Genomic DNA, 10,615 nt, shown 5'->3' with positions numbered 1-10,615 from the left:
GCCGGGGTGGGTCGGGGTGGTGTCCGTGCAGGTGGGGGCGGGGTTTTGGGGTGGGGGTGGGGGGTGGTGGGGGCTACTAGTCCGTGTCGTATGTGATGTGGGTCCTGTGGGGCGGGTCACCGGGCGGGGCCCCGGATGTCACGGTGTGTGGGGGTTCGCTACACGAAATGGTGTGTGTGCCGGGCCACTTTCCACGCGAACCGAAGGAAACGGGCACCTCGAACGCCGCTTTCCGCACCGCCCGCCGCAACGCCCTCAGCAGCGTGCCGCCGATCGTGAGGGTCAGTACGACGGTCAGCACGGCCCGCCCCAGGTCCCAGCCCAGCGAGGTCGCCACGCAGTACGCGGCGAAGCGCGCCAGGTTCGCGGGGACCGGATCGCCCGGGTGGAACGAGATGCCCTGGCCCATGCCCTGCAGGAGCACCCAGCCCTGCAGGTTCATGATCGTGCCGTACGCGAACGAGCCGACGAACCCGTACGCCGCCAGCATCAGCAGCTCCGCCCGGCCCCGGAGCTTCTCCCAAGCTCTCGGCTTCGCTCGAGCAGGGGGGACCCCCATCGCGCCGGGCAGCAGCCCGGCGCCCAGCGAGAACCAGCCCATCGCCAGCATCTGGAACGGCATCCACGGCCCGACCCCGCCCGTGAGCAGGGCGGAGGCGAACATCGTGACCGAGCCGAGGACGAAGCCGAAGCCGGGGCCGAGGACGCGGCCGCTGAGCACCATCAGGAAGAACATCGGCTCCAAGCCGGCCGTGCCCGCGCCCAGGGGCCGCAGGGCCGCCCCGACCGCGGCGAGCACGCCGAGCATCGCCACCGCCTTGGCGTCCATGCCCTGGTCGGCGATGGTCGCGACGACCACGGCGACGAGGAGGGGGAGCAGCCCCGCGAAGAGCCAGGGGGCGTCCTGGGAGTGGGCGAGCCCGGACTGGCGGTCGGCGAGGAGGGGCCAGCCGAAGGCCGCGATGCCGATGAGGGTGACGAGGAGCAGTGCGACGGCGGCGCGGGGGCCGATGCGGACGGGGCGGGCGGGTCGGGCGGGTCGGGTCGGGGTCATGGTGTGGCCTCGCCCTCGGCCTGCGGTTCGGCTCCGGCCTGCGGTCCGCCTTGGGCTGGGGACTCGTCGTCGGCCGGGGGCCCGGCCAGGGCTTTTGCCACCTGGGTCACCGTGAGCCAGGGGGCCGGGGCCAGGATCTTGGCCACCTGCGGTGCGAAGGCCGGGGACGAGACGACGACCTCGGCGGTCGGGCCGTCCGCGACGATCTCGCCGCCGGCCAGGATCACGACCCGGTGGGCCAGCTCGGCGGCGAGTTCCACGTCGTGGGTGGCCAGGACGATGGCGTGTCCGTCGGCGGCCAGCGCCCGCAGGATCTCGATCAGACGGGCCTTGGCCGCGTAGTCCAGACCGCGGGTCGGCTCGTCGAGCAGGAGCAGGGCGGGCCGGCCGGTGAGTACGAGCGCCAGGGCCAGGGCCAGGCGCTGACCCTCGGAGAGGTCCCGGGGGTGGGTGTCGTCGGGGACGTCGGGGAGCAGGGCGGAGACGAGATCCCGGCAGGTGCCGGGGGCCGCGCCGGCGTCGGAGTCGGCGGCGGAGCACTCGGCGGCCACGGTCTCGGCGTAGAGGAGGTCGCGGGGCTCCTGCGGGACGAGGCCGACGCGGCGGACCATCTCCTGCGGGGCGGTGCGGTGGGGGGTGCGGCCGCGGACGGTCACGGTGCCGGTGGTGGGGGCGAGCGTGCCGATGAGCGTGGCGAGGAGGGTGGACTTGCCGGCGCCGTTGCGGCCCATGAGGGCGATGGTCTCGCCGGGCGCGACGGAGAGGTCGATGCCGTGGAGGACTTCGGCGCGGCCGCGGCGCAGCGAGAGGCCAGTGACCCGCGCCACGGGCTCCGCGTCGCCACCGCCGCCGCGCGTGCCGGTTCCGGTCCCGGTCCCGGTGCCGCTCGCGACGGCGGGGCCGGGGGTCGGCCCGCTCCGGCGGAGCAGGCGGGCCAGGCGGCCGGGGCCGGGGCCGCTGCGCGGGGCTTCCTCCCCACCCCGCCCCTTCCCGATCCTGGGGCTCCGCCCCGGACCCCGCGCCTCAAGCGCCGGCGGGGCCGGGGCGGGCCGGTGGGAGGCGGCGGCGGGGGTGTTGCCGCCTGCCCCCCGCGCCTCGTCGAACACCGGCGCGGCGCCGGACGGCGCGAGGGGCAGGGGCAGGGGCTGGTGCGACAGGCGGGACAGGAGCGGAGCCGACTGGCGGCGGGCATCTCGGATCGAGAGGGGCAGGGGCGACCAGCCCGCCAGGCGGCCCAGGGCCACCACCGGCGGGTGGACCGGGGAGACGGCCATGATCGAGGACGGGCTGCCGAGGACCGGCGCCGCGCCCGGGGACGGGAGGAGGAGGACCCGGTCCGCGTACTGGACCACCCGCTCCAGGCGGTGTTCCGCCAGCAGGACCGTCGTGCCCAGGTCGTGCACGAGGCGCTGGAGGACCGCGAGCACCTCCTCGGCGGCGGCCGGGTCCAGCGCCGAGGTGGGCTCGTCCAGGACCAGGACCTTCGGGTGCGGGGTCAGGACCGAGCCGATCGCGACCCGCTGCTGCTGGCCACCGGAGAGGGTGGCGATGGGGCGGTCGCGCAGTTCGTTCAGGCCGAGCAGGTCCAGGGTCTCCTCGACCCGGCGGCGCATGACGGCCGGCGCCAGCCCCAGGGACTCCATGCCGTACGCGAGCTCGTCCTCGACCACGTCCGTCACGAAGTGGGCGAGCGGGTCCTGGCCGACCGTGCCCACCACATCGGCGAGCTCGCGCGGCTTGTGCGTGCGGGTGTCGCGGCCGGCGACGGTGACGCGGCCCCGCAGCGTGCCCCCGGTGAAATGCGGGACCAGGCCGGAGACGGCACCGAGGAGCGTGGACTTGCCGACGCCCGACGGGCCGACCAGGAGCGTGAGCTCGCCCTCCGGGATCACCAGATCGGCATCGCGGAGGGTGGGCTGCGCGGCGCCGTCGTACGTGACCGACACCTGCTCGAAGCGGATCACTGGGGTGTTTCCTCCGGAAGTGTGGTGGACGGTACGGGCGCCACGAACGCCGGGAGCAGGCCGATCAGGATCCCGGCCGCCGGCCACAGCGGGAGCGTCGGGGCGACCAGGGGGACGACGCCGGGCTGCAGCGCGCCCGGGTCGACGGACCCGGCACGGATCAGGACGGCGGCGACGGCCGCGCCCGATCCGGCCACCAGCCACGCCCGCCACCCCCAGCGGTCGGGCCGGTAGCGGGTCCGGATGCTGCGCCGCCCGCCCAGACGCAGGCCCCCGAGCGCCAGGCCGAGGCCGATCACGAGGACCGGCAGCCCGTACGCGGCGCCCTCGGCGGCGAGCAGTCCGTACGTGCCGGCGCACATGCCGAGCAGGCCGCCGAGGGTGAGGGCGTTGGTGGTGTGCCGGACGGCGGGCGGGACCTGCGCCGTGCGGCCGTAGCCGCGCGCGTCCATCGAGGCGGCGACGGCGACCGAGCGCTCCAGCGCGCCCTCCAGGACGGGCAGGCCGATCTGGAGGATGGCCTTGATGCCGCCGGTGGGGCGGCCGCGCAGGCGGCGGGCGGTCCGCAGGCGGGCGACGTCGGCGACCATGTTCGGCGCGAAGGTCATGGCGACGACGACGGCGACGCCGGCCTCGTAGAGGGCGGCCGGGAGGGACTTCAGCAGCCGGGCCGGGTTGGCGAGGGCGTTCGCAGCGCCGACGCAGACGAGGAGGGCGGCCAGCTTGGCGCCGTCGTAGAAGGCGAAGACGAGCTGCTCGGCGGTGACGCGGCCGCCGAGGCGGATCCCCTGGGCCGCCCAGGCGGGCAGCGGCACCTGGGGGAGGGTGAACAGGACGTGCGCGCCGGGGATCGGGGAGCCGAGCAGCACCGAGAACAGGAGCCGCAGCCCGATGACGAAGAGGCCGAGCTTGAGGAACGCGCCGTAGGAGCGGGCCCAGGGGGCGGCGGTCCGGCGGGCGGCCACGACGTAGCCGGCCACGCCGATGATCAGGCCGAGGAGCAGCGGATTGGTGGTGCGCGAGGCCGCGGTGGCGAGCCCGAGGGCCCAGAGCCACCACGCCCCCGCATGGAGGGCGTTGCCCCGACGGGCCTGCGGAGCCGCCAGCCGGTGCACCCTGCTCGTCTTGTACGTCGGCCCCGACCCGGGACCACCCGCCCCGGCCCTCCCGGGCCCGCCCGGCGTCACGTCTCCGTCCGCGGGCCGGCGGGTCCTGGCCGTACCCGCGCCACCCCCGGTGGCGTGCTGACCGTCACCGTCCCCGCCTGCCGCGGTCGCGCTCACGACCCCGGTCACACCGGTCGCCCCGGCCACCCCGGCGTCCGCCGGCTCCGCCGGGCGGCGGGAGCCGGCCGCGTCGGGGCGGGCAGGGTCGTCGGGGGTGGTGGGGGGTGTCATCGGCGGCGGCGGGATTGCCAGACCGCGGCCGCCGCCAGGGCGGCCACCGCCGCCAGGCCGGCCAGCAGGCCCGTGGACGGGCCGCCGTCCTCGGACTCCGACTGCGCCGACGGCTTCGGCTTGGGCTCCGCCTTCGGATTCGGCTTGTCTTCGGCGTCCGCGATCGGTTCGCCGCAGCCCTGCTTCGGATAGCCCGACACCGCGCACAGCAGCGCCGCGCTGTTGTAACGGAGCGGCTTGGCGGCCTGCGCCAGGGCCTCGGCCGCCGTGGCGTCCGGGGCGACCTGTGCGCAGGCCGTGCGCGGAGTGTCCTGCGGCGGGGCGTCACCCGCCGGGGCGTCCGCCGGGACGCCGAAGTCGACGACCACGGCGATCCGCTTGCGGCCCTCCACGGCCGGAGTGGACGCGCAGACCGCCGCGAAATCGGCCGCCGCGCGCGGCTTCGCCGCCTCGGCCGCCGCGTCCTGGCTGACCGCGAAGCGGAAGCCCAGGGCCGAGCCGTCCGCCGGGCGGGCCGTCGAGGGGCCCTGCGTGGCGTACTGCCACTGGCCCCCCGCGCCCTCCCAGAACGACCAGTAGCGGTAGCCCGCCGCCAGGGCCGGGGAGGACGCCAGGAGGGTGAGGAGGATGCCGAACGCGAGGACCAGCGGGGTCAGGCCGCGGCGGCGCATCAGAGCTGGTTCTTCTTCCGGCGGCCGCTCAGCAGGACGCCGATGCCCATGCCGGCGGCCAGACCCGCGCCCACGATCCACCAGACGTTCGAGTCGTCCTCGGAGTCGTCCTTCGAGTCCGACGTGTTCGTCTTGGGCTCCGCCGCCTCGGACGTCTGCGGGGCCGGGCCCGTCGCGTTCAGGGCCGTCACCAGGTCCGTGCCGCCGAACGACTTCGGATCCGTGCCGGTCGCGTGCGCGGCCAGGACCAGGGTGCCGAGCGCCGCCGGGCTGCCCTTGGCCCACTCCGCCGAGTTCGACTTCAGCCACTCCAGCGCGGCCGCCGCCGACTGCTTGTGCCCGGCCGCGGCCAGGGCGATCACCGCGTCGGCGGTGTTGCCGGTGTCCGCGGTCGGCTGGTCCGCGCCCGGGGTGACGGCCGTGAGGTGGCCGTCCTTCTTCAGCGCCTCGGCCAGGTAGCCGGCCGCGCCCTGCGCCGCCGCCGCCGGGTCGGCGGCGCCGGCCGGGCAGGCCAGTGCGGCCGCGGGGGTGTCCGTGGCGGACGGGGGCACGACCGCGCCCCGGCCCAGGCCGGCCAGGACGGCGGCGGCCGTGGCGTCGGCGTTGGCCGGGAGCTTGCCGTCCGGCCCCGGCTGGTACCCGAAGGCGCCCCGGTCGGCGGCAGGCTCGGCGGCGCAGCCCAGCTGGAAGGCGAGCAGGCCCTCGTAGGCGGACTTGCCCGCCTTGGACTTCACCTCGGCCGGCTTCTCGCCCGCGACCGCCAGCGCGCTGATGACGATGGACGTGGAGTTGCCCTCGCTCGGGGTGCCGGGGACGAAGGCCCAGCCGCCGTCCTCGTTCTGGACGGACTTCAGCCAGTCCACGCCCTTCTTCACCGCCGCGTCCCGGCCGCCCAGCGCCTTCAGCGCCTGCACGGCCACCGCGGTGGCGTTCGTGTCGAACATCGTCTTGTCGTCGCAGGCCGCGGCCGCGTCCGCGCGGAAGGAGGCGAAGCCGCCGTTCGCGCACTGCTGGCCGGCGAGCCAGTCGACGGCCTCCTCGGCCGGCTTCACGCCGACCGTCTGCTGGGCCAGCAGCGCGAAGGACTGGCGCCACACGCCGTCGTACGTCGGGTCCTTCTTGCCGTACAGGCCGGACGGGATCACCGGGGCCGGCGGGGCGGAGGGGGAGGGTGCGGCGAGGGCTGCGGGGGCGGCGCCCACGCAGAGCACGGCGGAGGCGGCGAGCGCGGCGGCGCTGCGTCGGACGTTCATGGGGGCGGGTGCCTCTCGTGCTGGGGAGCAGGAGAGCAGGCCCGCGCAGGGCACCGGGCTCCGGCTCCGTTTACCTCGACGGTGCCGGCCGCCGGGGGCTCCGGCGGCGCGAGCCGCGCACCTCGCGTACGGGGCGGTCCGGCTCCCCGCCCGGCAGGGGCCGGGGCGGGTCACGGTTGCGGGTCAGCGCCGGAATCGCACCGGCTTCCCCCGTACGGAAGGGTGGACGACGGGTTCACTGTACCGGCCCGTAGCAGCCCGGACGGGTGGCGTCGGTGGGGAGCGCCCCTTACCGCAGGGCCCGTCGCCTTCACAGTGCGCGGTACGTGACCGGGTCGGTCCCCGGGACCGCCTCCGCCCGGCCCTGCTTCACCAGCCGCCGCAGATGGGCTTCCGCTTCCGAGACGGCGATGTTGCGGGAGCCGTACGGGATCTGCTCCCAGGGCCGGTTCCACTCCATGCGCTCCGCCAGCGCCCACGGGGTCAGCGGCTCGGCCAGCAGCTCCCACAGGCCGGTCAGCCGCTCCTCGTGGTGGCGCAGCAGTTCGCGTACGCGGGCCGGGGCGTCGGTGAAGGCGTACTGGTGGGCCGGGAGCACCTCGGCCGGGTCGAGGCGGCCGATGCGTTCGAGGGAGTCGAGGTAGTCGCCGAGGGGGTCGGTGACCCGGGTGACCCCGCTTTCGTCCGGGGGCTCGTAGAGGCCGATGTGCGGGGAGATCCCGGGCAGCAGGTGGTCCCCGGAGAAGAGGCGGCCGTTGCCGGGGAGGTTCGCCGGGTGCCGCTCCTCCAGGTGCAGGCAGACGTGGCCGGGGGTGTGCCCGGGGGTCCAGATGGCGCGCAGGCGGCGCCCGGCGAGGGGGAGCAGCTCGCCGGGGACGATCTCCCGGTCGGGGACGGCGGCCCGCAGCCCGGGCAGGGTGCGCAGGCGGCCGCTCGTGCGGGCGGCGCGCAGGGGGGCGATGTGCTCCTCGGGGGCTCCGGCGGCGGCCAGCTTCCCGCTCATGTAGTCGAACCAGACGCCGGGCTCGGCGGAGCGGGTCCGTACGACGACCTCGGTGTCGGCGGCGTGCATGGCGATCCAGGCCCCGGAGGCCTCGCGGACCCGGCCGGACAGGCCGTGGTGGTCGGGGTGGTGGTGGGTGATGACCACGCCGTGGACGTCGGCGACGGCGATGCCGAGGGCGCCGAGCCCGGAGACGAGGGTGTCCCAGGACGCCGGGTCGTCCCAGCCGGTGTCGACGAGGACGGGGCCGCGGTCGGTGTCGAGGACGTGGACGAGGGTGTGGCCGAGGGGGTTGTCGGGGATCGGGACCTTGATGCCGCGGACACCGCCGCCGTGGTCGGTGACGTGCGGGGACGGGGAGGGCGTGGCCCCGGGGTCGGTGGGCGGTGCGGACTGTGGCGGCGTGGCCTGTGGTGGCGTGTCCTGCGGCGGCGTGGCCTGTGGCATGAGGGCTCCCTGTCTGCGCTGCGCCCGGCCGCGTCTGCGCCGCCCGGCTCACTCTCACGAGAACGTGTTGCAGTAGTCGCCCAAGTCGACCATCTGTAGCCGGTTCTGACTAGTCGCAACCCCTTGTTGGATCTTCCGGGCTGTTCCGTCCTGGCCGTGGACTCCTGGAACTAGAACTGGTATCAGTTCGGGAACGCCAAGCCGCAGGAGGCAGCAGCCATGACCGAGCTCGTGGAACACGGACACCTGTTCATCGGCGGGGAGTGGACGGATCCGCTGGGCACCGACACGATCGAGATCGTCTCCCCCCACACCGAGCAGGTCATCGGCAGCGTCCCGCACGCCTCCCGCGCGGACGTGGACCGCGCCGTCGCGGTCGCGCGCAAGGCCTTCGACGAGGGGCCCTGGCCCCGTATGTCCCTGGACGAGCGGATCGCCGTCGTCACCCGGATCAAGGACGCGATCGCCGTCCGGCACGAGGAGATCGCCCGGTCGATCAGCTCGCAGAACGGGTCCCCGTACTCCTGGAGCGTCCTCGCGCAGGCGCTCGGTCCGATGATGGTCTACGACGCCGCGATCCAGGTCGCGCGCGCCTACCCGTACGAGGAGCACCGCCAGGGGGCGCTCGGGCCGATCCTGGTGCGCCGGGAGCCGGTGGGCGTGGTCGCGGCCGTCATCCCGTGGAACGTGCCGCAGTTCGTGGCCGCCGCGAAGCTCGCGCCCGCGCTGCTGACGGGGTCGACGGTGATCCTGAAGCCGTCTCCCGAGTCGCCGCTGGACTCGTACATCCTCGCCGACATCGCCCGCGAGGCCGGGCTGCCGGAGGGCGTCCTGTCGATCCTGCCCGCCGACCGGGAGGTCAGCGAGTACCTGGTCGGCCACCCCGGCGTCGACAAGGTGGCCTTCACCGGCTCGGTCGCGGCCGGCAAGCGCGTGATGGAGGTCGCCGCCCGCAACCTGACCCGGGTCACGCTCGAACTCGGCGGCAAGTCCGCCGCCGTGATCCTGCCGGACGCCGACCTCGAATCGACCATCGCCGGGATCGTCCCGGCGGCCTGGATGAACAACGGGCAGGCCTGTGTGGCCCAGACCCGGGTGCTCGCGCCGCGCAGCCGGTACGAGGAGGTCGCCGAGGCGCTCGCGGCCGCGGCCGGCGCGCTGGTGGTCGGCGACCCGCTGGACCCGGCGACGCAGCTGGGGCCGCTGGTGGCCCGGCGGCAGCAGCAGCGGTCGCTGGACTACATCCGGATCGGGCAGGAGGAGGGCGCGAAGGTGCTGGCGGGCGGCGGCCGCCCGGCGGGGCTGGAGCGGGGCTGGTACGTGGAGCCGACGCTCTTCGGGGACGTGGACAACTCGATGCGGATCGCCCGCGAGGAGATCTTCGGACCGGTCGTCTGCCTGATCCCGTACGGGGACGAGGCGGAGGCGGTACGGGTCGCCAACGACTCGGAGTTCGGGCTGAGCGGCAGCGTCTGGACGGGGGACGTCGAGCATGGCATCGACTTCGCCCGGCAGGTGCGGACGGGCACCTTCAACGTGAACACCTTCAGCCTGGACATGCTGGGGCCGTTCGGCGGCTACAAGAACAGCGGTGTGGGCAGGGAGTTCGGACCCGAGGGACTGAGCGAGTACCTGGAGCACAAGATGATCCACCTGCCGGCGGGCTACGCGGCGGGTGCGTGAGCGCCATGGGTGACCGCTGGGTGGTGGAAGTGGACCGGGGGGTCTGCATCGGCTCGGGGATGTGCGTGAACCACGCGCCGGAGGGCTTCGCGCTCGACTCGGCGCGCCAGTCGCATCCGCGGGACCCGGAGACGGACGCGAACGAGCCGATCCTGACGGCGGCGGAGGGCTGCCCGGTGGAGGCGATCCTGATCACGCTGGCGGGAACCGGGGAGGCGGTGTTCCCGCCGGAGGAATAGCCCCTGCCCTGCCCTTCCGTGCCCTTCCCTTCCCTTCCCTTCTCTGGTCTTCCCTGGTCTTCCCTGCTCGGGTCCGTGCGTGGCGGAGTGCGACACTTCTGCCGGGCCACCGGGCGATCCTGTTCGGGGTCCTCGCGGGGGATCGCAGGGGGAACGACATGAGCAGGACCAAGTGGGCGGTCGGGCTGGTCGCGGTGACCGGAGTACTGGTGGCCGCGGGCCTGAGCGATCCGGACGTCGGCAAGGATGCGGGCAACGGCTGGGTCAAGGAGGCGCAGCCGGCCGCGGCCGTGGCCGTGGTCGCGGGCGCGGACCCGTCACGGGAGATGGTGGACTCGCAGTTCGAGGCCGTCCTCACCGCCTCGGGCGCCGGCGCGCTGGGCGTGCCGCAGGCCGACCGCGAGGCGGAGTTCGGCCGCGCGGCCGGCTGCGCGGTGGGCTGGTACAGCCGCAACTGGATCGATCCGGAGGTGCTGCGGAACGTGGTCGTGGGCCTGGGCGCCCGCGGCTGGACGACCACCGCCCACCGGGACCGCCCGTACGGTCTGATGATGACCAACGGATCCTGGGAGCTGGTACTCGTCAACGCCAAGTCCGGCCTCTCCCTCCAGGCCCTCCACAACGATGCCGCCTGCGAGGAGCTGTTCAGCGAGAACGAGGCGTCGGGGTCGACGCCCGTGTGAGCCGCGGGGCGGGGTGTGGGGGGTCGGTGTCCGCCGACTCGGCATCAGAGGGAGTCCGGGGGTTTCCCGACAGTCCACTGTCCTTCCGGTGCGGTCCGGTCCGTCAAGGGCGCTCACTTCGTTCGCGTCGCTTCGCGATGGCCTTCGGCCACCCTTGACTGCCCGGCCCGCCCCGGAATGCCATAAGACTGTCGGGAAGCCCCCGAAGGAACGGTCAGGGG

At 74.9% G+C, this 10,615-nt stretch carries 9 protein-coding genes and 1 riboswitch; of the genes, 3 read left to right on the top strand and 6 right to left on the bottom strand.

Annotation, left to right across the window (positions count from 1 at the left end; all coding sequences use genetic code 11):
- Window positions 1–76: 76 nt before the first annotated feature.
- From IF02_RS0131790 to IF02_RS0131765, 6 genes are all read right to left on the bottom strand, one after another.
- On the bottom strand, window positions 77–1,054 hold the full coding sequence (locus tag IF02_RS0131790) for an ECF transporter S component (protein ID WP_078622457.1): 978 nt from the start codon (window positions 1,052–1,054) through the stop codon (window positions 77–79).
- The gene (locus IF02_RS0131785) at window positions 1,051–3,018 is read right to left on the bottom strand and encodes an ABC transporter ATP-binding protein (protein WP_078622456.1); all 1,968 of its coding nucleotides are present in this window, start codon (window positions 3,016–3,018) and stop codon (window positions 1,051–1,053) included. The genes IF02_RS0131790 and IF02_RS0131785 overlap by 4 nt, the downstream gene beginning before the upstream one ends.
- Window positions 3,015–4,205, bottom strand: a complete 1,191-nt coding sequence (locus tag IF02_RS0131780; RefSeq protein WP_420708223.1) for an energy-coupling factor transporter transmembrane protein EcfT — start codon at window positions 4,203–4,205, stop codon at window positions 3,015–3,017. The genes IF02_RS0131785 and IF02_RS0131780 overlap by 4 nt, the downstream gene beginning before the upstream one ends.
- Before the next feature lie 206 nt (window positions 4,206–4,411).
- On the bottom strand, window positions 4,412–5,086 hold the full coding sequence (locus tag IF02_RS0131775; RefSeq protein ID WP_030163204.1) for an SCO2322 family protein: 675 nt from the start codon (window positions 5,084–5,086) through the stop codon (window positions 4,412–4,414).
- Window positions 5,086–6,339, bottom strand: coding sequence for a prenyltransferase/squalene oxidase repeat-containing protein (locus tag IF02_RS0131770; protein WP_030163202.1), 1,254 nt, complete (start codon window positions 6,337–6,339; stop codon window positions 5,086–5,088). Before IF02_RS0131770 ends, IF02_RS0131775 begins: the two co-directional genes overlap by 1 nt.
- A 135-nt stretch (window positions 6,340–6,474) precedes the next feature.
- Window positions 6,475–6,549: riboswitch (cobalamin riboswitch) on the bottom strand.
- A 100-nt stretch (window positions 6,550–6,649) separates the two neighbouring features.
- The gene (locus IF02_RS0131765; protein WP_234318392.1) at window positions 6,650–7,789 is read right to left on the bottom strand and encodes an MBL fold metallo-hydrolase; all 1,140 of its coding nucleotides are present in this window, start codon (window positions 7,787–7,789) and stop codon (window positions 6,650–6,652) included.
- Between the two features lie 219 nt (window positions 7,790–8,008).
- Between IF02_RS0131765 and IF02_RS0131760 the strand changes: the two genes are divergently transcribed.
- The 3 genes from IF02_RS0131760 (at window position 8,009) to IF02_RS0131750 (ending at window position 10,394) form a co-directional block, all read left to right on the top strand.
- Window positions 8,009–9,472 carry an aldehyde dehydrogenase gene (locus IF02_RS0131760; protein WP_030163199.1) on the top strand — a complete coding sequence of 488 codons (1,464 nt, stop codon included), beginning with the start codon at window positions 8,009–8,011 and terminating at the stop codon, window positions 9,470–9,472.
- Window positions 9,473–9,477: 5 nt separating this feature from the next.
- Window positions 9,478–9,711, top strand: a complete 234-nt coding sequence (locus tag IF02_RS0131755; protein WP_030163197.1) for a ferredoxin — start codon at window positions 9,478–9,480, stop codon at window positions 9,709–9,711.
- Window positions 9,712–9,869: 158 nt separating this feature from the next.
- Window positions 9,870–10,394, top strand: a complete 525-nt coding sequence (locus IF02_RS0131750) for a hypothetical protein (protein ID WP_030163195.1) — start codon at window positions 9,870–9,872, stop codon at window positions 10,392–10,394.
- Window positions 10,395–10,615: the final 221 nt, after the last annotated feature.

The organism is Streptomyces sp. NRRL S-244 (assembly GCF_000717915.1).
GTDB lineage: Bacteria > Actinomycetota > Actinomycetes > Streptomycetales > Streptomycetaceae > Streptomyces.
This window is presented reverse-complemented; position numbering and strand designations above follow the sequence as displayed.

Excerpts from the sequence above, each read along its gene's own strand:
- IF02_RS0131770 (WP_030163202.1), bottom strand. The coding sequence starts at position 6,339 with ATGAACGTCCGACGCAGCGCCGCCGCGCTCGCCGCCTCCGCCGTGCTC.
- IF02_RS0131765 (WP_234318392.1), bottom strand. The coding sequence starts at position 7,789 with ATGCCACAGGCCACGCCGCCGCAGGACACGCCACCACAGGCCACGCCG.
- IF02_RS0131750 (WP_030163195.1), top strand. The coding sequence starts at position 9,870 with ATGAGCAGGACCAAGTGGGCGGTCGGGCTGGTCGCGGTGACCGGAGTA.
- IF02_RS0131760 (WP_030163199.1), top strand. The coding sequence starts at position 8,009 with ATGACCGAGCTCGTGGAACACGGACACCTGTTCATCGGCGGGGAGTGG.
- IF02_RS0131790 (WP_078622457.1), bottom strand. The coding sequence starts at position 1,054 with ATGACCCCGACCCGACCCGCCCGACCCGCCCGCCCCGTCCGCATCGGC.
- IF02_RS0131755 (WP_030163197.1), top strand. The coding sequence starts at position 9,478 with ATGGGTGACCGCTGGGTGGTGGAAGTGGACCGGGGGGTCTGCATCGGC.
- IF02_RS0131775 (WP_030163204.1), bottom strand. The coding sequence starts at position 5,086 with ATGCGCCGCCGCGGCCTGACCCCGCTGGTCCTCGCGTTCGGCATCCTC.